This is a genomic window from Croceivirga thetidis (assembly GCF_012272815.1).
In the GTDB taxonomy this organism is placed as follows: Bacteria; Bacteroidota; Bacteroidia; order Flavobacteriales; family Flavobacteriaceae; genus Croceivirga; species Croceivirga thetidis.
Genome location: NZ_JAAWWL010000001.1, coordinates 542773 through 566098 on the forward strand (window position 1 = coordinate 542773; position 23326 = coordinate 566098).

Below are 23326 nucleotides of genomic sequence, written 5' to 3' on the forward strand. Positions count from 1 at the left end.
CGTAATTTTGATGATATACAAAATAATTGATGGTAAACAAAATGAAAAGAATGTAGATAACTGATCTACCCGTTTTTACTAATTGTTTAATGAATTTCAGTAATCTGAACATGGTTGCCACCTCACCTATCGCTCCGTGTCGTTCAAAAGGTGGCCTAGAATACATCAAACTCAAATACCAACTTCATTGGCAAGCTCTTTTTCAGTTATTCCGCTTCAAAAACAAGTTTTATTGCTTTTAAATAAAAAACCCCTCACTTTCGTGAAGGGTTTTACCGTTTGCGGTCTGGACGGGACTCGAACTTTTTACTGAAACGCCCAGTATATAAGGCCTACCAAAGGGCCGTTTTTTGGGCTCACCGCGCTGCTCACCTTTTAACAAAGTTTAACATTTAAACTTTAAGTGAACTATTCTTGAATTCATCCTCAAGTATTCTGATAGGCATTTCCGACGCACAATATTTCATGTCTGAAATGACATAGACATCTCTTAGATTTGTCAATGGTCTTATCCATTCCAAGTATGGTTTCAAATGAAGAGCTATATTTTCTTCTGTAGTATTATTTTTCAGCTTAATTACAAAAACCAATGTTCCTTTTTTCTTCCCAACTAGATACTTTGAAGCTTTAATCATGCCTCCTAAAAAATGCTTTCTACTAGTCCCATGTTCACTCTCTAAAATTATGAAACTGTTATTTTTACGAAGAACGAAATCTGGTTTGTAACCTTTAAATAACTCCCCTCCTTTTAGGAATATTTCATAACCATTGGCTGAATGGGCTTTACCCTTGAATTCCGAATCTTTCATCTATTGTATTGTCGTGTTATTGAATCCAATTTTTCAAGAATCGCTTGATATTGAAATTCGTATGCAATCATTTCATAATTATTATCCTTAAGCTTGTTTCCAAAATCTAGAAATTCATCTTTAAATTTTGAAGGTTTTTTTAGAGCCTTCAATGTGTTTTGGTCCCCAATAAAATTCAATAAATCATCGTAGCTCTCAAAAATGTTCAATACACCTTTAGATATACCAATTTTGTTGTCACTTTCTTTAGAACCATAGAAAGGTTGCACATCTATAAAATCGACTAATGCTTTATCCAAATCTATTTTAATGAATTCTTTCATGATTTCTTTAGCTTCATCAAAGTAGAAAGTCTCGCTTGTAAATGGACCATTACCTTCTCCATGCCATCTTTTGACTTTACAGTTATGGAAAAGAAGCCATGCATTAAAATCAAAGTTTTTTTGTTTTTCATGGAATTTTTTGAAGTAACCAATAAGTTGACTTTTGATTTCATCTCTACTCAACGGGTAAGATTCATGGTCAAAGTCAGAATACATATGGTTCAACAAGTCCGTCTCGACTAAGTAGGGCGATTCGGCTGAATCAAATAGCTGTATCAAAAATTCCTTAGGGGTCCTATTTTGGCTATAGAATCTTTTAGTTAAAATTCCCTCTCTATCTTTGATCTTATTGGCCAAATCGTTGTAATCATATCCCATATAGGTTCTTCTGCTAAATGCATTTTCGACCTCAAGTTTAGCCAGATAAACAATGGCCTTTATAGCATTCTCATACATATCTAAGCCCGGAATATCTTTTATTTCTAAATCCTGAAACCGATAGCTGACATTTGTTGTCTTATTTGCTTCGTGCCATTTATCAATTTTATCTTTAATCTTATCAATTTTTAATCTGAGAACTTTTAAAAATTCATCCTCTGAAAGATCGTTGTCATTTAGATTGTCTAGAAAGTACTTATGATAATTCTGGGGATAACTGATTGAAAGATGATTTTTTGGTAAATAATTGTTGACGTCAAATAAGTCTTTTAGAAGTTTGCCAGCGTTATTTACATCTTCTTCATTGTAATCGAATGAATCTGCTAAATGTTTTCCTAATTCAGAGGTTTTAAAATCTCTGAACCTATTTTGAATCCCCCCTTCTGATTCATATTTTATTTTATAACTGCTCTTTACCCCAGACTCGAGAGAAAGAAATCTCCGTTTAAACAAAAACAATGAAGCGTAAGCATCGTAATAACTATATTTCAAAAGCTTTAAATTGAAATAGTCTTCAAAATCTACCTCTTTGTAAATTGATTTATAGTCTGTTAGAAATGAATTTAAAAATCTCTTGCCATCCCTAATATGACGTAAGGGCGAAAAGTTGGATGCTTTTATCAAAACTCTTGCATCTCTTTTTTCAAAATAATCAGTGAGGGATTGGTTATCCTTTCCAAAATGAGGTTTCAAAGAGTTATGAACGAATCCCATTATTTGATCGGATGTGATTGGAGTCAATCTTTCTTCTTTTAAAAAGATTTTTTCTGAAAAGTATTCTGACTTAGGTATTCCCAGATTTTTGAGGGACTCAATTAAATAGGCTTTATCAAAGGCCACCAAGTATGTAAATCCATTGAAACTGGCTGAGCTTCGAATTAATTTTAAAAATTCGAAAATCTCATTCGGTTGTAATCTATCAAAATCATCTATACAGATTACGATTCTTTTTCCCAACCTTTCTAGTAAAAGGTTTATGGCTTCAAATTCTATTGTCAAGTTTTGCTTTTCACTAAAATCAAAAAGTTTGGAAACAGCATCCAAAATGCCATATTTATCGGCTTTTAGCAATGATTTTGAATAATGATTTATGTCATGACCAATACTTTGGCTAAAAGGTTTGATAGCAGATCTAATCGTATCAAAAAAGTCTTTCACAATTGATTCTATGGTCAGATTTAACCAAGGTCTAAAATCAACAACTATAAAACTATTGTTATCGTCGCTTCTAATTATTTCATCCTTGACAAGATTTAAAAAGGATGTTTTTCCTGAACCCCATTCTCCTGAAATACCGAAAGCCACGGAACCCTCGCTGGTTAATTGAAATATATCCTCAGTCAATCTTTGTGCCTTATAATTTCTGTTGAGCAGGTCTTGACTCTTATTTTTTATTGGATCATCATTGAAAAGTTCATTTACTGTACTTCTAACTTTTTTTCTTGGTAATAGAATATTTGCTATTGCTGTTATTGGCGATAACAGGAAAAATGAAAAAATTAAGTCCAGATATTTTATTGGATTGAATATCGAAAGTTCCTGAAATTCAAAGTTTTTAAAAAGTCTTATGAACAAATAGAAAATCAAAACCACAACGTCAAATAAAACTTGCAAAAATGATACGTGGGTTTTATGCTGAAGATTCCTAATTAGCTTGTAGAACACATAAATTAAGAACAGTATTAATATCGTATCGTTTAAAAAATTTGACTCTACTTTACTTAAAATGGGATTAACAATATTTACGATAAACAACTCTTCTAGCAATTTGTAGAATAGAACAATTAAGCTAACTACTAAAAGAAGGGCAACGGTTCGTTTCACAGGTAATTTTAGATTTCTCATCTCAAATAATTCTTTTTCTAATATAAATCTTTGAGTTGAAAAATTTGCATAATCAACTCATATATTTATTATTTTTGAGCCGATTATAGACATTATTCGGCTCATGCGTTACAACTGGCAACAAAGAGATTGGCCCAATTTTCAATATCAAACAGGTGAAATTGAAGATATGCTCTTTGATTTTGCCCAAAGAACTGGACGGATTAGTGGTGTATTAAAAGGGCTTTCCGAAACCGAACAAACGGAGGCTATGATAAACCTTATGGTTTCGGAAGCTATAAAGACCTCAGAAATTGAAGGCGAATACTTAAGCCGAAATGATGTAATGTCTTCTATTCGAAGAAACTTGGGCCTTAACCCGGAATTGCCATTGACGAAAGACAAAAGAGCTGAGGGCGTGGCCGAGTTGATGTTGGCCGTCCGAAATGATTTTTTAAAACCCTTAACAAGTCAAATACTGTTCGATTGGCATACTATGCTGATGAAAGCCAACACTCAAATTCAAGTAGGCCAATGGCGGAGCCACGTAGAACCCATGCAAATCGTATCTGGGGGCATGGGTAGAGAGGTGGTTCATTTTGAAGCTCCGCCTTCAAAGGAAGTGCCTATTGAAATGAATGGTTTTATACAATGGTTCAATACCTCCCAAACCGAAATCAAAAAACCTGTTGTACGAGCGGCAATAGCGCATCTCTATTTTGAAACCATTCATCCTTTTGAAGATGGTAATGGTAGAATAGGTAGGGCTATTTCTGAAAAAGCCTTGTCACAGAGCATAGGTCGCCCAGTTCTTTTCAGCTTGTCTAAATCAATTGAAGGAAATAAAAAGGCCTATTACGATGCCTTACAAAAGGCCCAACGCTCCAATGAAATTACCGATTGGGTGAACTACTTTGTCAGAGTGGTTTTGGATGCTCAAATCGATGCAGAACAGGAAATTGAATTCACCCTAAAAAAAACCAAGTTCTTTGACAAACACAAAGACGTGATAAATGACCGCCAACAAAAAGTTGTTCGAAGAATGTTGGAAGAAGGTCATCAGGGTTTTGAAGGGGGTATGAACGCGCGTAAATACGTTTCACTTGCTAAAACGTCCAAAGCAACAGCCACAAGGGATTTACAAGACTTGGTAGAAAAAGAAATTTTCATATCAGTTGGAGGTGGGCGTAGTACAAGATATATAATCAATATATAATCATATTTGCTAGTTAAGAAACTAAACCTTTGAGAGTTAAAAGCCCCTAAATGGTATTAAGCCATAATTTATTTCTTGCTTACGTTAAGCAATCCTTTCATAATAAGAAAGATTATTTCTGATGTATGTATGGAAGTGAATAACCTTTTATTTTCTTCAATGGTCAGCCCATTATTTTTACTTATCCTACCTAAAGTATAATTATTCAAAAAATCAGTACAATTACTATAATCAATAATGTTCTCCGTTTTCATTGAATTATAAAATCTTACAAAATCTCCATACCGATCATTTACTTTGGACTGCCAATCAAGGGTTAGTTCTTTAGGTTTTGAACCTTGAATACCCATTATGATTCTTTGTGTAATCCCGCCAAATATGCCTACCAAATAAACAGGTGTGTCTTCCTTTAAAGCTAGTAATGCCTCTTCTAGAAGCCCTGGATATTTTCCTTTAAAATTAGACATATTTCCTCCTGTAAATATTCTGGCATTAATCGAAGATTGCATTTCTAATCTCATTTTAGAAAGGCTTTCTGCCCAAATGAAAAGATTTTCTTTGCTATCAGGAGGATAGAACTTAGTTGTGTCAATATCTAAATGCTCTGGAGCAGGGATTTTTATGGGTTCAACACCATTCTTTTTAAATTCGAGTTCATCACTAGTCTTGAGCTTTAAGTAAATGGGGAAGCTAAAATAGTTCTTAAAGAATTTCTTATTTGCCTCTTTAGTCGGGCGGTATTGATATACTAGGTCAGAAAATAATCGAGTATATCCATTTTGTCTCAGATCTCCTCCATAGACCAATTTGCTACCATGAATAACCAAATATCTAGTAATTTCGGTTATTAGGTTCTTTTGATGATTGTTTGAAAAACCCAACATTTCAATTTCTGGGCTATCACTAACGGATACTGCGACATTTTGATTTTTAAAAAGATGTATTTGCTTGTCATTGGCAATATCCTTTATCTCTTGCTCCACAAATTTGTCCAAATCCTTAGAAGTGACACTCTTGGCATTTCCTTTTTTCATAATCAAGTGGTATAAGTTGGAAGCATTAGGGGAGTTATAAACTTAATTTCGCTGTCAATATCATTTAAAAGATTTAGTTCTTCAATCCCAATGGGTGGGTCAGGATATAAAATAATGAAAGGTTTGACCTCTTTTCGTTCTTCTTTAAATCTTTCAATATCTATATAGTTGAACAACTCAGGTGCCTTGGGGAGAATAATACAGCTGTATTTTTCTTCCAATTTGTACATTGTTACTATTGATTTTAAAAACAATTCATTGTATTTATCACTAATGATTTGAGAAAGAATTAGATTGATAACCTCTTCGAAATTATCATCCCAAATAATAGTTGGAAAATTTCCACTATAAGGAAAGCTTCTTCTTTCCCCTTTTTTTATGTCCATTACGGCTATAATTGGACATCTATACCTTTTGGCAATAATGACTTCTTTCCTACACCATTCTCTATTTGCGTATTCATCAGTATTAAATATGATAAAAGCGGAGTGATCGATATTTTTCTTTATCTCTTGTTCAAAATAGTGACCATCCGCTATGTCATTGGCATCAAAAAATGCCTTTAACTTCGTATTCCCATAAATATAATTTCTAAAATCAATTGCAAGTTTTTCGCCATCTGCTTTAGCGTGAGATATGAATAGTTTTATTGGTGCATCACTATCAGTTTTAGTATTGTAGTTTTCTTTGACATTAAATAAAAATTTAGCAATGCTCTCCAAAAGCCTGTACTTGATAATTTTGTTGTTTGACGCAAAATCATTGCCAAAATCAGGACTTTGCTGTTTCGTCTTTATGAACTGAGTGGAGCTTAAAAACTCTTTATTTAGGTCAAAGGCATATTTACTGAAGGAAATTGGAAATACTCTAGTATTTTTTGGTTTTGATTTTAAAAGTTTATTTAAACCTATTGTCCAGTCTTCATCATTAAACATAAATTCATCAACAAGAATAATAAGTGCATTCTTATCAGATTCAGAAAAAGGTATCGGAGCAAAAATATCCTTACCGTATGATAAGGTCCGATAACTTACGGGTATATCATATCTTGCATGGGTAACAAAGTCATTCTCTCCACTGTATGTATTATATATGCTTTCCGCATATTTTATACCTTCTTTAAAACTCGGATGCCAAATAACATAGATTGACAATGGACTTTTAAAACTCTTCATTCACATAGATTTTCGGTTAACCTTTTTATGCTTGTGTTCACAATTTTGTCTTTTTCAGACCTTCTAAGAAATGCAAGTTCAATAGCGTCTTGTAGTTCTCTTCTGTTTTTTGTCCAATCGACAACCACGGCATATCCTGAATTTATATTGGCCATTAGTCTTTCCGAATACTCTGTTTCGGTATAAAAGTCTCCAAAGCCATAATCTGGATGAGAAGGAAGCCTAATCCCTAGTAAACCGGAGTAACGATCACCTACCTTTCTGTTTAGCGCACCACCAATTTCCCAATCAACATGTTTTCTACACTTTGTCTTTGGACCTAACAATACAGCGAGTACAGTTGTATCTTTCATATACCCCTCATTTATCAGTCTATGAATATATTCATCGCTATTTTCTCCATCGATTTCATCAAGCATAACAGATTGATTAATAATTAGGTCACCAAATAAATTATCAAACTCTTGTCTTTTGACCTGATCATCATTATGATAATAACTCACAAATACATTTCTCTTGGATATATTTTTAGGTAGTTTTTCTCCCCATTTAAAATAGCTGCCATCGTATGAAAAGTCTCCATTTCTGTACCAGACACCATCGACTTCTTTTTTTAGCCCTCTTATTGAATGTCCGCCGTTGTAACAATTAACCAGCCAAGCCCTATTTTTTTGCTCAAAATTTGATAGCTTGTTATCCTCATTTGGGCTAACGAATATGGATTCAATTAAAAATTCATCTGAATCCATGGATAATTTTGATATTAAATATTCCATATTTAGTTCTTTATAGATTCCAATCTAAAACAGTATCTAGAGAATGTGACGCTTTAGTATGAGAGCTTATGTACCCATAAGATTTCATGTAATCTTCGCTATAACCACTTATTTTTGAGAGATAGCTGTTCAAAGATTTTGTTCCTCTAATTACGGGGACCGTTTTAATGTAGTCCGGTAAAGATGATTCTGTAATGCCCTTAAAAGTCAATGCACCAATTGTCGTTTTGTCATAGCCGTAACCTATTTCCCATGGGACCCATTTGGAGTAAAGAGTGTTAGGAGAAATAACACATAACATATGAGAACTACTGTTGATTCCCTTTTTAATACACCTCACAATACCGGTCGGATTGTTTGTTTGTACTTGATGCTTTAAATCATAATCGTATTCATCCAAATAAACATCGATTCCTGATTTCATAATATACTCAGCGACCTTTTTACAGTAATCTAAGTCGCTTTTATGATGACTTATGAAAACACACTTTACCTTATTAGATAAGTTTAATTTGGATGTTTTTTCGTTAAGTTTTAAAGCTCTATTTATTCCAGACATAGTTATATTCTCAATCCAAAAAAATTAATAGAATTTCTTTCAGCCCTTTCAAGAGTATTATCGATTTCGTGACTAGCATTATCACGTTTCCAAACAGCGTAGTTTATTTTACTCTCCAAATCACGTTCTAAATTCCTCCAATTCATGGAAACGGCATAGCCAGAATCGATATTAGCTTGAAGTCTTTCGGGGACAGAATGATACTTAACAGGTAAATAAATCGCCAATAATCCTTTTGGCCTGAAAGATCTTCTCGGATCTTTACTGTTTTTATATCCTCTCAATGAAGCCCATAACTCCCAATCTATCCATTTTCTATGTCCTGTACGTTCGCCTATCAGCACAATTGTAACCGAACAAGACCTCATTTTATTTCGGATAACCTTATAGATTTCTTGGTCCGTATAATTAGAAATATCTTTTTTTAGAGAATAGTCAGCTACGCGCATTCCCCTTTTGGCTTTCCGCAAAGCTCTGACATACTTTCTGTCATAGTTATGATGATAACTCAGGAAACAATTTTTTACTTTACTAATCACTTAAAAAAGTTTTGCTTGCTTAGTGTTTGAATACCAGTATAATAATATTCAATTAACCAATCATTCATCGTCAATCATTATTCCATTTCTTTAGCGAAAAGGAAAAATGTCAACATGACATGGTAAGAAATTACTGATGTTCTTTGCAATCGATTAAGTGCATAAAAAACCGATTAATGAAAACTTTAGGTTGTTTGGCAGGTAACATGGACAATATGGCGGTCATAAAATTTGTTGTTGTTAAAAATTTTTGAGTAGTCAGCGAGCAAAACAAGGTTTTGCGCTGCAAGTCCCAAATACTTACCCCAAAACTTTGTGTACGGATCCTGTTCGATTTTTGTAGTGTTCCGACAGATAAGCGTGAAGCAAAAATCGGATAGGGCACACTACTTGGCTTGAATAGAAGTCCCAAACAATGGTCATTCCCCACCGGTGATATCCCTTAGCTTCTTCTTATATTTTTCTAGTTCGTTTTCGGTGAGTTCCAATTTCAAATAAGCTTTTCCAAAACCTTTCTTAACCACTTTTGCACTGTCCAAGACATGTTGAAAATCCCTAACGGTGCGGTTCAATTTATCGGTTAAACGTTCATAACGAATTTTGGGGACTGTGATTTCTATTTCCTTATTCTTTTCTGGGTCTTTTTTGATAAGCTTCTTTTCCCTCCTAATCGGTTTCTCTTGTCTTGTGCCCTCACCAAAAAGGGAAAGGAGCATGGCATTGTTGGGTCTGGTCTGGGTAATCTCGATATCACGTATAATCGCAATAGCCGCTTCGGTACGCTTGATGGATTTCTCTGTTCGTTTCCTGTTGTTTAGGATTTCCTCCAAAAGATTCTGTGCGAATTCGTCGAAAGATGTCAATCCATGCCATTCAAAAAAATCCATAATCTTCTCTAGCGTTTCAGAATGTGAAGGAGCAATTTTTTTTGAGAAATGCCGAAATCGTTTCGCTATGTGGCTCTTTAAATTGATAGTACTGTAACTGTACTTATATTTTCCTTTTACAATCATTTTACGTCAAATTTTTTCCCTGTTTATAGGGGTTTGAAGCAAGTTTGCGCCAAACTTTACCGATGTTTTTATTTTTCATTTTCCTTATCACCCCTTTATTTATAGGGTTTCCGAAGGAAAATGTATTGTCGTAGCGTTGCCTTGGCACGCTACCCTCTTGCTATTCCTCTTCCCCACGAGTGGGGACTTCAGAATACCATTACTTTTAAGGTAATGGCCTTTAATTCAAATTGTTTGGATTTTCATGGATTTTAAGAACAGATATTGTCCTTTTTTGAAGATATGATAATGGAAAGAGTCGTTGCCAAATAAAGTTTTAAGGTCACAAATTGTGTCCTTAGAAATAGAGATAAAATCAATCTCCGGTCGGAATCTCTTCCTTTCGCTTTTGGGCTTCCTCTTGTTCCAATTGTGCTTTCAGAACGGACATTTCTTCCGCAATTTTACTGTCCAATACCTTGGCATAAATCTGGGTAGTTTTTAAGGAACGATGCCCCAACATTTTGCTCACGGTGGAAATGGAAACCCCTTTGGACAAGGTGACCGTTGTGGCAAAAGTATGTCGCGCCAAATGGGTGGTCAGGTTCTTATTAATACCACAGACATCGGCTATCTCTTTCAAATAAGCATTCGATTTCTGATTGGTCAATACAGGCAAGACGCCCTTTCCATCCAATACATAAGGATGCTCGCTATATTTTTCAATAATGGCCTCGGCAGGAGGTAGCAGGGGAATGCTACTAATGGCCTTGGTTTTCTTTCGCGCCATCTTGATCCATCGGTAACCATCAACCCCAATGACAATGTCTTCTTCTCCCAACTGTTTTACATCGGCATAGGCCAGACCCGTATAGCAGCAGAACACGAAAATATCACGTACCAAATCGAGACGTGGCAAAAAGGATTTTTTGTTTTGTAAAATGTCCAACTCCGTTTGGGTCAAAAATTGTTTCTCCTTGGTTTTCCAACTGGCCTTCCAATGGAAAAAGGGATCTCTGCTGATCCATTCGTTGGCATAGGCAATGCGAATGATCTTCTTGAAATTGACGATATATTTAATTGCCGTATTGTGTTCACAGTTCCGTTTTGACTTTAAAAAGTATTCCAAACCCGTGATAAACTTATGGTCGACCCTACGAACGGGAATATCGTTTCTTTGATAGTTGTGTTGAATATATGCCGAAACGTGCTTGTAGGCCGCCCTATAGCGTTGTAAGGTGCCTTTGGTAAAACCCTTGCCCAATAGGCTTTCCATTTCGTCATTATGGTTCCGGAAGATTTCCAACACCATCCATTCCTTGCCTTCCTTTCCTAAATAAATGTTCTTGATGATAGTAGCGGAAATATCCTGATGCTCCCTCAGCAGCGTATCATGGATTTCAAAACAACGGTTTTTGACCGTGTCCAAAAATCGGTTGAACTTGGAGACTTCAATGGTAGTTCCCCGTAGTCTGCCACCCCTCGAATCCCATCGTTGTTCCTCCACACGACGCCCCAGACTGAGTTCGGCACGCTTTCCACTAACGGTTATCCGTGCATAAACGGTGACCATTCCGTCGGTATCAGTATCGGATTTTTTAGGGTAAAAAAGGACGTTTATTTTTCCAGACATCGGTGAGTAATTTTAAAACTCACCGGAAAGTACTAAAACCAAATGTTAAAATTTCTTCGTAAAGATTTCTTTAACAGTCAATTACAGCGATGGCGGTGAGTCTTTTAAAGCAGAATTTTAACGCACCGAATCACGCACCTTTTTTATGGTTTTATATGGTATTTTTTGGTATCAAATAAAATGAAAAAGCCTGTAAATGCTTGATTTACAGGCTTATTGCGAATTCTTCAACGAATTCCAGCGGTCTGGACGGGACTCGAACCCGCGACCCCCTGCGTGACAGGCAGGTATTCTAACCAACTGAACTACCAGACCAATGATTTTATCTTTTAAAGACTCCAGCGAAAGCGGGATTCAAATCTTGTTCAAAAGCTTTTTGCAAAGCGAGGGCAAATATACCGACACTTTTCGGTTTCGACAAAAATTTTTTTGTCCTATACAAACTTTTGTCGCTCTACCATAAAAGTGTTCAAAACCGTAGAGAAATCATCGTGAATATTTACACCCACATATTTTATTTTATAGCGAAGACAGGACATTTTTAAATCTTTCAGATAAGATTCAACCTTGGCCTTGTAAGCCTTTTTGATATTGTCTGCGTATAGGTCAATGTGTTTTCCGGTTTCTACATCAATAAAGCGCTTGGGTTGGTTTTCAAAATTAAAGGCTACTTCTCGGTCATAGTCCAACAAATGAAAAAGAACGACTTCATGTTTGTTGTATTTTAAATGGCGTAATGCTTCGAAGAGCTTTGCTTCTTCAACTTCGGTCTGAAACATATCTGAAAAAAGAAAAATCAAACTTCTTCTATGGATTTTTTCTGCAATTTGATGCAAAAAATCATAGGTTCTTGTAGCCGCTTTTGAGGAAGTTTTTGCCCCCAATGCATTCAATTGTTGATAAAGCATTTGAAAATGACGCTCACTGCTCTTTTCAGGGGCATAGAAACTATTTTTTTCGGCATAAACACTAAGTCCAACTGCATCTCGTTGCTTCTTTAAAACAGCCATTAAGGAAGCAATAGCTAAAACCCCAAAACCTAACTTATTCAAATTGTTGATGGATAGGTTTTTTACTTCTGGATAGTACATCGAACCTGAGTTGTCTAATATCATATGGCAACGCAGATTGGTCTCCTCTTCATAACGCTTGGTATACAACTTATCGGTTCGTGCAAATAGTTTCCAATCAATATGCTTGGTACTTTCACCAGTGTTATAGATTTTATGCTCCGCGAATTCTGCTGAAAACCCGTGAAAAGGGCTCTTATGGATTCCACTGATGAAGCCTTCCACCACTTGACCAGCAAGAAGTTCCAGATTTTGAAAGAGTTTCGCTTGATTAAGTTCTGATTTTACATCCATCCTAAACAAGATAAACGAAAAAGGTCCAGCTTTCGCCAGACCTTTTGATAATTTTATGCTATTATTCGATTAAAGCACAGCCTCAATCGCATCTGTGTAAACCTTTTTAGGAGAAACCCCTACTTGACGATTTACAATCTCACCATCTTTGAATACCAAAACAGTTGGTATATTACGTACGCCGTACTTTGCAGCAAATTGTTGGTTGGCATCAACATCAACCTTACCTACAACAGCTTTACCATCATATTCTGAGCTAACCTCTTCGATAATTGGGCCCACCATTCTACAAGGACCACACCAAGCCGCCCAAAAGTCAACCATTACTGGTTTATCGCTTTTCAATACCACTTCTTCGAAAGTTGCATCTGTTATTTCTAGTGCCATGTCTATTTATTTTTCAATTACGCAAAGTTAGTCAAAAAAAGACCCTAACCTTACACCAAAAAAGATAGCTTTTGCCTATAACTCAATCAGTTTCAACAATAAAAGGGCCATCCTAAGATGACCCTTTTTCTCACAGCAACTTTTTAATCATTTTTATCCTCCATTGGACGCTGATGAACATTCAATCACTACTTCACCCCCCTCAGCACATTCCTCTTCGTAAATAACTTCGCCATTCATATCGGTCACGGTAATTACATAAACGCCGTCAATTTCTTCCGAAGTAACACTAAGATCACTCATATTTTCAAATTCTACCTCACCACATTCGGTGATCAAGATGCATCCGATGAAACTGTCCTCATCGTCTTCATCATCATCTTCATCATTGTCGTCGTCTTCATCCTCATCATCATCCTCATCTTCATCTTCGTCATCATGCGAATCTTCGTCCTCATCGTCTCCCCTATCACGACGTTTCTTACCAAGTGTAATTTGCTCTTCGGAACCGTCAGGCATGGTTAGGGTTGCAAATCCGTCGCAGCTGCCATCACCATAATCCAAGGTTGTAACTCCATCCATTGCACTACTTGAATAAGTTTTAACTCCTGAAACTATAAATTTACAGGCCGCAGGCTTAACCAATGGGGTTGTAATTTCCATAGAAAAACTGCGCTCTAATCCGGTATACTGAAAAGACCCAGTGATGGTCTTTACATTATCGACCCAGGTTCTAGTGTCAGCTCCTTCTGTGATTTCTACAGTTCTATTTCCTGATTTTGAAATTGTCCCTTCTCCGGTTTCAACGGTAATATCAACAGTTCCGCTCATTTGTGGATTCCCGTTTTCGTTACTTTCCGTCCAAGTAAAGGTCTTGCTACCGTTAATTACATAACCGTTGATACTTAGGTCGGTTACTGTTATAGTGTTTTCAGAACTTGTTTCTGTATAGGTCTCAGTTTTTACGACAACACCTGTAATAGCATTTCCATTTTCATCTTCACATTCACCATTGAATGTAATGGTCACTGTAATTGAATTGTCCGTTTCCTCCACTTCAATATCGGCACATTCACGAAAAAATCCGGAGTCACCGCGATGGTCATCATCGGTTTTTCCAAAAACACTACCGTTTACACCAAAGAAGTAACTTGAATAAATTGAAATATCATCCAATACGTCATCGGCCTCTTCTACAGATGCTTCTAGACTAACGAAAGAGTCAACATCTGTTTGGGTGGTTGTATCATCTTCTAGAACGATTTCATCAAGTTGTTCGGTTTCGCAGGCCGCAAAACCTAGGGTAAGTACTACAAGTAAGATTTTAAGATGTTTCATTGCAAAATTTGTTTAATTACGTTTTGCTAATGGAACAACCCTATTTTAAAAAACCCTACTTAACTGATCAATTCAACTTGTAATGAACCTCTTGTTCTTCCAGTAAATTCAATAGTTCAGCACTTATATTGACTTTCTGTTTTCTACTGGAGAGATTCAATTTTATTTGGTCTTGCATCTCATAAACAACAAAGTTTAAAGGATGCTTTCCCTGATGGCTAGAGATGGCTTTTTTAAGGTTCTGTATTCGATTCTCTTGCAATGCGGCAACATCCAATTTGATAGTTAATTTTTTGGCATAAGCATCCATCACATCTTGCAATTGTTTAAACTCGTTGTATTGTAAACGGGGCTCCCCTTTTTTACCAGTTTCACGATTCACCCATCCTTCACGAACAAACACCTTGACGTGAACAAATGAATTAACCAATAAAAAGTGACGGAATTTCAAATACTCTTCACCAAAGATTCTGAACTCATGTGAATCGGTATAATCTTCAACGGTGAACAGTCCCCACCCTTTTCCGTTTTTAGAAACTCGATGCTGAATATCAGTCACTACTCCCGCAAAGGTCAGTTCACGATTTACATAAGGTTCCAGCTCTTGCTTAAAGGTTGAAATACCTGTATTGCAAAATGCCTTGATTTCTTTTTGAAAATCATCCAATGGATGACCTGAAATATAAATCCCAACCACTTCCTTTTCACGACGCAGTTTTTCCATGGTTCCCCAGTCTTCGCAAGGAGGAACTATCGGTTCTGGAATTTGCACTTCGCTGGCGTCACCAAAAAGGCTAACCTGTGAAGAATTCTCATTTTCTTGATATTTGGCACCGTACTTAATCACTTTTTCCAGAAAGCTGATTCCATCTGATTCTTGATGAAAGTATTGCGCTCTATGGGTATCTTCAAACGAATCAAAACCACCGGCCAAGGCCAAATTTTCAAATGCTTTTTTATTCGCTGACCGCAAATCGATTCGTTTGGCCATATCGAATACGGAACGGTACGGTCCATTTTCCTTGCGTTCTTCCACAATTGCTACCACTGCAGACTTGCCTACACCTTTAATGGCTCCCATACCAAAGCGCACCGCATTATCTTTATTCACCGCGAATTTGTAGTAGGATTCGTTTACATCAGGCCCCAAAACATCCAATCCCATTCGCTTGGCTTCCTCCATAAAAAAAGTAACCTGCTTGATATCGTTCATGTTGTTTGATAAGACAGCGGCCATATATTCTGCCGGATAGTGCGCCTTTAAATAAGCTGTTTGATAAGCGATATAGGCATAACAAGTCGAGTGACTTTTATTGAAAGCGTAGGATGCAAAGGCCTCCCAGTCTTTCCATATTTTTTCGAGCACTTCTCGTGGATGGCCATTCTTTTCACCACCATCCAAAAACTGTGGTTTTAGTTTTTGTAGTAAGGCAAAGATTTTCTTACCCATGGCTTTTCGCAAAACGTCTGCATCACCCTTGGAGAAGCCTGCCAGTTTTTGGGATAAGCGCATTACCTGTTCTTGATAGACCGTGATACCATAGGTGTCTTTCAAGAACTCTTCCATTTCAGGAAGGTCATAAGTTATCTCCTCTTCACCATGCTTACGGTCAATGAAGCTGGGAATATACTCCATTGGCCCTGGTCTATAGAGCGCGTTCATCGCAATTAAGTCATCAAAAACCGTAGGTTTTAAATGCTTTAGGTGCTTTTGCATACCTGGAGATTCGTATTGGAATATACCCACAGTTTCCCCTCGTTGAAAAAGCTCATAGGTTTTTTCATCATCCAACGGAAAGTCATCGGGTACCAATTCGACCCCAGTACGTGCCTTTACAATTTTGACCGTATCCTTAATTAGGGTCAAGGTCTTCAACCCCAGAAAATCCATTTTCAATAACCCAGCATCCTCAACCACGGAATTATCAAATTGGGTCACGTAAAGGTCAGAATCTTTGGCTGTGGCTACAGGTACAAAATTGGTAATATCGTCAGGGGTAATAATGACCCCACAAGCATGAATACCGGTATTTCGAACCGAACCCTCGAGTACCCTGGCCATATTTACGGTACGGCTTTCTTCACCTTCATCTTCAGCAATAGCGCGTAGCTCCAATACCTTTTCGAGTTCATCGGAACGAAAAGTTTTTTTAAGCTTGGCTTCCTCGACCCCAAATATCTTTTTGAACTTGCCCATGGTGGGGATGAGCTTGGCCAACCTATCCGCTTGGGGTAATGATAAATCGAGTACACGTGCGGTATCACGAATCGATGATTTGGCAGCCATGGTACCGTAGGTGATAATTTGCGCCACCTGATTCGAGCCGTATTTTTCAATCACATAATCCATGACTCGACCCCTACCTTCATCATCAAAATCAATATCGATATCAGGCATGGAAACCCTATCTGGATTCAAAAACCGCTCAAAGAGTAGGTCGTATTTTATCGGGTCAATATTGGTTATCTTGAGACAATATGCAACTACAGAACCGGCGGCCGAACCACGACCAGGGCCTACGGAGACATCCATATTTCGCGCTTCTCGAATGAAATCTTCAACAATTAAGAAATAGCCCGGATACCCTGAATTCTCTATAGTGGCCAATTCAAAATCGATTCGCTCTTTAATCTCTGGTGTAATTTCACCATAACGCTCTTTGGCACCTTCGTAGGTAATGTGTCTTAAATAAGCATTCTCACCTCGCTTGCCGCCATCTGCTTTATCTTCAGCAACCTTAAATTCTTCAGGTATGTCAAACTTGGGCAACAATACGTCTCGGGCCAAATCAAAAGCTTCGACTTTGTCGACAATTTCCTGAAGGTTTAAAATGGCCTCGGGCAAGTCTTTAAAGAGTTCCTTCATTTCATCCGAAGACTTGAAATAGTACTCTTGATTCGGTAGCCCATAGCGATAACCCCTACCTCGACCAATTGGGGTGTTCACCAATTCCCCATCCTTTACACAAAGAAGGATATCATGGGCTTCGGCGTCTATTTTGGTACCGTAGTAGGTATTGTTGGACGCCACCAATTTTATGTAGTGTTTCTGCGCAAACTGTAGTAAAACCTTATTAACCCGGGTCTCGTCATCTTGACCGTGACGCATTAGCTCTAAATAGAAATCAGCGCCAAAGGTGGTCTTCCACCAAAGTAGGGCCTCTTCAGCCTGTTTTTCACCAACATTCAAGATTTTATTGGGTACTTCACCGTATAAATTTCCTGAAAGGGCAATTACGTCATCCTTGTATTGCTTGATAATTTCCTTATCTATTCTAGGTACATAATAAAACCCATCGGTATACGCCAAGGAAGACATTTTGGCTAGATTTTGATAGCCCTTTTTATTTTTTGCCAACAAGACTATTTGATAGCCATTGTCTTTTACCGATTTATTGGCATGGTCTTCACAGACAAAAAACTCACAGCCAATTATCGGCTTTATTTCTTTTGCAATTGCCTCTTCTCCATTTTCTAGAGCAGCCTCATTTTTTTCTTTGACCGTTTTGTTGTGTGCCTTAACTTCCTTCACAAAATGGAAAGCACCCATCATATTACCATGGTCTGTAAGTGCAACGGCAGGCATTTTCGCATCAGCTGCTAATTGCACCAAGTCTTTGGTGCTCATGGTTGACTGCAAGACTGAAAACTGCGAGTGGTTGTGCAAATGCACAAAATCAACATCCGCTAAATCTTGGATGTTTTGTTGAATGTCTTGTTGGGAGATATCACCCGTATCCTTTTCCCAAAGGGCATCAGCTATTTTCTTCGATGCTTCTCGAAGATTAATGTGCTTTAACCCGATGAGTTCAATTTCTTTCGGATTGACCTCAGAAAATTGTTCAAAGTAATCAGGCTGCACATCCAATTCCTCCTTGGTAAATTGCCTTTTACGAATCAATTCTAAAAAGCAGCGAGTAGTAGCCTCTACATCAGCTGTCGCATTGTGGGCCTCGTTAAAGGCTTCACCAAACAAGAATTGGTGTAGTTCAGTAAGCGTAGGTAGTTTAAATTTTCCTCCTCGACCACCTGGTATTTGACATAGCTCAGCCGTATGTTCGGTACAGGTGTCAAGAATGGGTAATTCTTGTAATGAATTTTCAACACTTTCACGAAAGAATTCACATCCCATTACATTGACATCAAATTCCACATTTTGCCCAACCACAAATTTGGCTTTGGCCAAGGCTTCATTGAATCGTTCCAGTACTTCATTTAAGGGAATACCTTCTTGTTCTGCTAGGGCTGTAGATATGCCATGCACCTGTTCTGACTCGTAAGGAATATCAAAGCCTTCTGGTTGAATTAGGTAATCTTGATGCTCCACCAAATTGCCCATGGTGTCATGCAATTGCCAGGCAATCTGTACGCAACGCGGCCAATTGTCCGTGTCGGTTATTGGCGCATTGTAATTCTTAGGGAGACCCGTGGTTTCGGTATCAAAGATTAGGTACATAAAGTGTTGGATATCTTCTCGAGCAGTCTAAGAAACTGCGATAATTGCAATACGCTAATTTAGAAAATAGCTTTACTATTCAGTAAAGGAGTTTTTAGTACTTATTAACCGAAAAGAGGTAAGTCGCTTAATTCTCTATCAATAATAAGATGTTTCTAAAAGAATAGAGGCGGTAAAACCGCCTCTAAACATAACTCTTGAGCATCTTTTCTGTTATATAGAACATGTAATTGATTATAACTTAATCAACACCTGGTAGTTTTTAGACAAAGAACACTACTTCGACGAGTATTAAGCCTAGTATTACAATATGAGGAGTCATAAGTATCCTCTCCTCGTGCACCGCCTATTACATTGTCGGTATTATTCAATTTCGCTATAGTTAACTTGTTAAGTTTCAATTTTGCTTGTTTCATGGTGTATAACTTTAATTTGTTCCTACAAAATAGGTATTTATGAGACGCAAAATCTCGAGTATTACCCGAGATTTATAAATCAAGACCTTTTTTTGTCAACTGTTTTATAAATCTCGAAGGATACATTCCATTACTTTCTCGAAAAGATTTTGAAAAGGTTTCCGCACTATTAAAGCCGGCTTCAATGGCAATTGCCTTGATTGTAAAATTCCGAATTTTTTCATTTTTGATGAGTTCTTTGGTGATGTAATCGATTCGTAATCCGCGAAGGTATTTGCTGAAATTTTCGTTTTTGTGCAAATTGACCACCTTTGATAAATAACTACTGTTGGTATTTAATTTTTTTGCCAATCCACTTAAGGTCAGATTGGCATCTAAAAATTGGTTTTTAGCTTCAAAATCCGATAGTTTCTTTAAAATCTCATCCAGCACTTCCTCTGAGATACCATCCAATTCAACTTTTTTATCTTTTTTATGTTCAACAGACTTTTGCTCAAGACTATGAATGATTTCATCCAGTTTGTTTTGGTAATACCGTCTTCTTACCAATTGAAAAATTGCAAAAGCCACTACCAAAACCAATCCAATAATTAAGGCACGTACACCTTGGGTCTTTAACTTATTTGTCTCTTTTAAACTGGTGATAACGGCCTCTTTTTCAACAACTAATTTTGGAATATCAAACTCATTGATCATTGCGGGTGAAAGCTCATTGTATTCTTGCTTTATAGCTTCCTGAAATTCAATCAATTCTGTCAAGTAAAATAATTCCTTTTGTTTGTTATTTCTCTTCTTGTTGATTTGCCACAATAATTTATACACTTCGCCCAATTCAGAAATTTTCTCTGGATTTTTTCCAAGGGCATCGTACGCTTTTAAAAGGCTTTTTTCCCCTAAAAGGGTATCTTTTTCTTCGAATTGAATTTTTCCTAAGTATAGATATGCAAAAGCAAGGTTAATTGAATCTCCTTCTTCAATAAATGACGATTCTGTTTTTATGATACTGTCATAAGCCGACTGAAATTTTTCCCTCTTGAATTGATTAATTCCCTCAACCAATTGAAATATTGCCGGATATGTCTTGTTAGGGTAATTTTTACTTAACGAATAACCCAATCTGTTATAATATGTAGCAGAATCGTATTGATCTATCATCAAATAAGCATAGGCCAATTCTTGATAATTGAGCAACCTTTCTTCCTTTAAGTCCTCCCCCTTGAACAAAGATTTTGCTAGATAGGAATTCTCCAAATAAATGTCTTTTGCTCCTGCATAATCACCCGAGATTTGCTTTAAAAAAGCGATATTGGTATTTGCATTAAACGAAATGTTCTTTAAACCCAAAGAATCTGAGGTTCTCTTAGCTTGAATGAACTTTTGAAAAGCCTCAAAATATCGACTGTTATTAAACAATGCATATCCATACTCAAGACATATATGTGGGAGGAACTTATTAGATTTTTTGCCCTCACCAATGGTAATTGCAGAATCTAGGTATTTCAAAGAATTTGGATACTCCACATAAACCCCCTTCATATAATAGGCCATGGATAACTCATCAAAATCATTTGTCAATTTGGCCTTGTTCAAATAAGCATTTATGTAAATCATTTGAATTGAATCGTTTGATTCATTTTCATAGATTTTATTTAATAATTCATCGAAAGATTCCGAACTCAAATCGTTCTGCGCAGTGACACAATTTAAACAGAGAAGGCAGGCTAAAAGAATTTCTTTTACTTTTTTCAAAATGATAATTCAATAATTTATAAGTAATGATTACTGCTTATAAACATTTTTAAAAAAACAAGGGTTTGTTCAACCTATGAAATAAAGGTCTTACGTAAAAAAGCAATGGTTGTGTTTTTGACCTGAAGTCAGGATTTTAATCTAGTTGAAGATAACAAAAAAAAGTTACTCTTAATTTATAAATCTGGGGATGTTTCAATTGCATTTATAGAAGAATTGATTCAACTTAGTAAGGAAATGAGAGCATTTTGAACACCCCTTTGAAGATGAACGATTCTATAACAATTGACGGCTCCAAGAAGATTGTACCCTATTTGGATACTATTGGAGCCTTGAATGTATTGATTGTTGACAACCACAAACTGACTTGCAAAGCCTATAGCATGTTGGTTGATGAGGCCTTTAAAGAAGGGTATTTGCCTAAAATTAAAACTACCGCTCTAAATTCTTGCAGGGAAGTTTACGAAGTGGTAACCAACAATTCGTCAATTTCTTTCGATTTAATCTTATTGGAAATCGGATTACCAAATTATCCTGAAAAGGATATCTTCAATGGTGAAGATCTCGGAAAATTGATCAGGGGACACTGGCCAAAATCAAAAATTCTTGTCGCGACAAGTCTCAATGACGATTACAGATTACAGACAATTTTGAAGTCACTAAACCCTGAAGGGATGGTTTTAAAAAATGAAATTTGCGAGCACAAGCTCATTTTTGCTATTCAAAAAGTCTTGAGCGGCGTACCTTTTTATTCCCCAACCGTTTTAAAGGTGATAAAAAATCAATTCATTAAGGATAATGGTATTTCCTTTCAAGAGCGTAAGTTTCTGTATTTGCTGTCAACTGGTGTACAATCCAAAGAAATACCCAACTACCTGCCTTGGTCAAAATCGAAAGTCGAGAAACAAAAACGAATTCTCAAAGAAAAATTAGGCGTCGAAGAAAAAAGTGCTTGGGGATTGATTCATCAAGCAAAAAAGCTTGGTATCATTTAAAGATTAAAAAAAGTAACATTCCAATTCATAATGACCATGATAAATAATTCTGTAGAACAGCCTAAGGAAGTTGGAAGTTCAATTTCAAAAGAAAAGCGGTTGGAATTAGAAGCCCAAGTCAAACAATTGGCCATCATCACCAAAAACAGTTATGAAGAATTAGAACATATAGGAGTTCTTGGCGGCCTAGCCGGGGTAGCTCTTTTTCAATTTTATTGCGCCCATTATTTTGATGAAGATTCCTATTCAGAAACGGGTGTTGAAATAATTACACGTTGCATGGAACGAATCAATGAAGGATACTCGTACACAACATATTGCAACGGTATTGCTGGTTTTGGGTGGACATTACAATTGTTGCAAAATCTTGATTTTATAGATTTAGATTTAGATGAACTGCTAACCCCTTTTGACGATTTCCTTCACCAACAAATGAAGCTGGATTTTCAAAACAACTACTATGATGCTCTTCACGGTGCCCTTGGTTATGGGATTTATTTTATTAAGCGATTTAACAGTCCGAAAACTTCTTCGAAAACTAAAGAGCACTATAAAGAGATCATAATTGAGCTTTTATCCGATCTTGAAAATCTAGCCGAAAAAGACAGAAACGGTCTAAAGTGGAAATCGACCCTAAATTCAGAGATTGGAACCAAAGGCTACAACTTGAGTTTATCCCATGGTATGAGCAGTATTGTTTATGTGCTTTTTAAGATTCACGAAGCCGGAATTGAAAAAGAGCGGGTTCAAAATTTGGTTGAAGGAGCAACGACGTACATCTTAAGCTGCGAAAAAAATACCGATGAGGGCATTTCTCAATTCCCAAGTTGGATCAACCCAACTGAAAATCCATTTTATCATAGTCGATTGGCATGGTGTTATGGTGATTTGGGGATTGGCAAGGCAATCCAATGGAGCAGTAGTATACAACAAAAACCACAGCTTAAACTGAAGGCCAAAGAACTCCTGTTAAAAGCAAGTCTAAGAAAGACCGAAGAAAGCAGTTATGTTGTTGATGCGGGCTATTGCCACGGTTCTTTTGGGAACGCCCATATTTTCCAACAATTGGGGTTCGGTTTTAATGAGGAACAGTTTTTGGCCACAGCAGCTTATTGGTTGGACGATGGCCTAAAAAGACGTTTTAAAGATGATAACCAACCTTATAAACAGTGGGTACAAATGGAAAATAAACATGAATTTAAAAGAAATCTATTAGAGGGTATTTCTGGAATTGGACTTAGTATGTTGGACTTTTTGACCGAATCGGAAAGCAAGTGGGATGAATCTTTAATGTTGCGCTAAA

17 protein-coding genes and 1 tRNA gene are annotated in these 23326 nt (G+C 36.7%); 3 read left to right on the top strand and 15 right to left on the bottom strand.

The annotated features are described in order from the left end of the window. Nucleotides 1-392: 392 nt before the first annotated feature. Together HCU67_RS02380 and HCU67_RS02385 are read right to left on the bottom strand one after the other, a co-directional pair. Complete coding sequence (locus HCU67_RS02380; RefSeq protein WP_168551006.1) at nt 393-809, bottom strand: hypothetical protein; 417 nt, start codon at nt 807-809, stop codon at nt 393-395. Continuing rightward, entirely contained in the window at nt 806-3415 is a 2610-nt protein-coding gene (locus HCU67_RS02385; RefSeq protein ID WP_168551007.1) for a KAP family P-loop NTPase fold protein, read from the bottom strand. The genes HCU67_RS02380 and HCU67_RS02385 overlap by 4 nt, the downstream gene beginning before the upstream one ends. A gap of 103 nt (nt 3416-3518) precedes the next feature. Between HCU67_RS02385 and HCU67_RS02390 the strand changes: the two genes are divergently transcribed. After that, a complete protein-coding gene (locus tag HCU67_RS02390) occupies nt 3519-4610 on the top strand; it encodes a Fic family protein (RefSeq protein WP_168551008.1) in 1092 nt (363 codons plus the stop codon). A gap of 68 nt (nt 4611-4678) precedes the next feature. On the opposite strand, the gene HCU67_RS02395 is transcribed toward HCU67_RS02390, so the two are convergent. The 13 genes from HCU67_RS02395 to HCU67_RS02455 form a co-directional block, all read right to left on the bottom strand. Next, nucleotides 4679-5644: a hypothetical protein gene (locus HCU67_RS02395; RefSeq protein WP_168551009.1), complete on the bottom strand. Its 966-nt coding sequence runs from the start codon at nt 5642-5644 to the stop codon at nt 4679-4681. A 2-nt stretch (nt 5645-5646) separates the two neighbouring features. Beyond that, nucleotides 5647-6819, bottom strand: a complete 1173-nt coding sequence (locus HCU67_RS02400; protein ID WP_168551010.1) for a toll/interleukin-1 receptor domain-containing protein — start codon at nt 6817-6819, stop codon at nt 5647-5649. Then, nucleotides 6816-7595, bottom strand: coding sequence for a TIR domain-containing protein (locus HCU67_RS02405; RefSeq protein ID WP_168551011.1), 780 nt, complete (start codon nt 7593-7595; stop codon nt 6816-6818). The genes HCU67_RS02400 and HCU67_RS02405 overlap by 4 nt, the downstream gene beginning before the upstream one ends. 10 nt (nt 7596-7605) lie before the next feature. Beyond that, the gene (locus tag HCU67_RS02410; protein WP_168551012.1) at nt 7606-8154 is read right to left on the bottom strand and encodes a toll/interleukin-1 receptor domain-containing protein; all 549 of its coding nucleotides are present in this window, start codon (nt 8152-8154) and stop codon (nt 7606-7608) included. 2 nt (nt 8155-8156) lie between these two features. Further along, complete coding sequence (locus HCU67_RS02415) at nt 8157-8693, bottom strand: TIR domain-containing protein (protein ID WP_168551013.1); 537 nt, start codon at nt 8691-8693, stop codon at nt 8157-8159. A gap of 419 nt (nt 8694-9112) precedes the next feature. Further along, a complete protein-coding gene (locus HCU67_RS02420; RefSeq protein WP_168551014.1) occupies nt 9113-9706 on the bottom strand; it encodes a BfmA/BtgA family mobilization protein in 594 nt (197 codons plus the stop codon). Nucleotides 9707-10061: 355 nt separating this feature from the next. Beyond that, on the bottom strand, nt 10062-11318 hold the full coding sequence (locus tag HCU67_RS02425; protein ID WP_168551015.1) for a site-specific integrase: 1257 nt from the start codon (nt 11316-11318) through the stop codon (nt 10062-10064). Nucleotides 11319-11559: 241 nt separating this feature from the next. Beyond that, a tRNA-Asp gene (locus HCU67_RS02430) sits at nt 11560-11633 on the bottom strand. 119 nt (nt 11634-11752) lie between these two features. Beyond that, on the bottom strand, nt 11753-12682 hold the full coding sequence (locus HCU67_RS02435; RefSeq protein ID WP_168551016.1) for a DUF58 domain-containing protein: 930 nt from the start codon (nt 12680-12682) through the stop codon (nt 11753-11755). A 69-nt stretch (nt 12683-12751) separates the two neighbouring features. Continuing rightward, the gene (trxA, locus tag HCU67_RS02440; protein WP_168551017.1) at nt 12752-13069 is read right to left on the bottom strand and encodes a thioredoxin; all 318 of its coding nucleotides are present in this window, start codon (nt 13067-13069) and stop codon (nt 12752-12754) included. A gap of 153 nt (nt 13070-13222) precedes the next feature. Next, complete coding sequence (locus HCU67_RS02445; protein WP_168550546.1) at nt 13223-14407, bottom strand: hypothetical protein; 1185 nt, start codon at nt 14405-14407, stop codon at nt 13223-13225. Nucleotides 14408-14474: 67 nt separating this feature from the next. Further along, entirely contained in the window at nt 14475-18863 is a 4389-nt protein-coding gene (gene dnaE, locus HCU67_RS02450) for a DNA polymerase III subunit alpha (protein ID WP_168551018.1), read from the bottom strand. 488 nt (nt 18864-19351) lie between these two features. Next, entirely contained in the window at nt 19352-21028 is a 1677-nt protein-coding gene (locus HCU67_RS02455) for a helix-turn-helix domain-containing protein (RefSeq protein WP_168551019.1), read from the bottom strand. A 266-nt stretch (nt 21029-21294) separates the two neighbouring features. Here HCU67_RS02455 and HCU67_RS02460 point away from each other — a divergent pair, with 266 nt between their 5' ends. Then, entirely contained in the window at nt 21295-22023 is a 729-nt protein-coding gene (locus HCU67_RS02460) for a response regulator transcription factor (protein ID WP_168551020.1), read from the top strand. Nucleotides 22024-22059: 36 nt separating this feature from the next. Then, nucleotides 22060-23325, top strand: coding sequence for a lanthionine synthetase LanC family protein (locus HCU67_RS02465; RefSeq protein WP_168551021.1), 1266 nt, complete (start codon nt 22060-22062; stop codon nt 23323-23325). Nucleotide 23326 lies beyond the last annotated feature (1 nt).

Coding starts and splice junctions, on each gene's coding strand:
- HCU67_RS02380 (WP_168551006.1), bottom strand. CDS start 809: ATGAAAGATTCGGAATTCAAGGGTAAAGCCCATTCAGCCAATGGTTAT.
- HCU67_RS02385 (WP_168551007.1), bottom strand. CDS start 3,415: ATGAGAAATCTAAAATTACCTGTGAAACGAACCGTTGCCCTTCTTTTA.
- HCU67_RS02390 (WP_168551008.1), top strand. CDS start 3,519: ATGCGTTACAACTGGCAACAAAGAGATTGGCCCAATTTTCAATATCAA.
- HCU67_RS02395 (WP_168551009.1), bottom strand. CDS start 5,644: ATGAAAAAAGGAAATGCCAAGAGTGTCACTTCTAAGGATTTGGACAAA.
- HCU67_RS02400 (WP_168551010.1), bottom strand. CDS start 6,819: ATGAAGAGTTTTAAAAGTCCATTGTCAATCTATGTTATTTGGCATCCG.
- HCU67_RS02405 (WP_168551011.1), bottom strand. CDS start 7,595: ATGGAATATTTAATATCAAAATTATCCATGGATTCAGATGAATTTTTA.
- HCU67_RS02410 (WP_168551012.1), bottom strand. CDS start 8,154: ATGTCTGGAATAAATAGAGCTTTAAAACTTAACGAAAAAACATCCAAA.
- HCU67_RS02420 (WP_168551014.1), bottom strand. CDS start 9,706: ATGATTGTAAAAGGAAAATATAAGTACAGTTACAGTACTATCAATTTA.
- HCU67_RS02425 (WP_168551015.1), bottom strand. CDS start 11,318: ATGTCTGGAAAAATAAACGTCCTTTTTTACCCTAAAAAATCCGATACT.
- HCU67_RS02435 (WP_168551016.1), bottom strand. CDS start 12,682: ATGGATGTAAAATCAGAACTTAATCAAGCGAAACTCTTTCAAAATCTG.
- trxA (WP_168551017.1), bottom strand. CDS start 13,069: ATGGCACTAGAAATAACAGATGCAACTTTCGAAGAAGTGGTATTGAAA.
- HCU67_RS02445 (WP_168550546.1), bottom strand. CDS start 14,407: ATGAAACATCTTAAAATCTTACTTGTAGTACTTACCCTAGGTTTTGCG.
- dnaE (WP_168551018.1), bottom strand. CDS start 18,863: ATGTACCTAATCTTTGATACCGAAACCACGGGTCTCCCTAAGAATTAC.
- HCU67_RS02460 (WP_168551020.1), top strand. CDS start 21,295: ATGAACGATTCTATAACAATTGACGGCTCCAAGAAGATTGTACCCTAT.
- HCU67_RS02465 (WP_168551021.1), top strand. CDS start 22,060: ATGATAAATAATTCTGTAGAACAGCCTAAGGAAGTTGGAAGTTCAATT.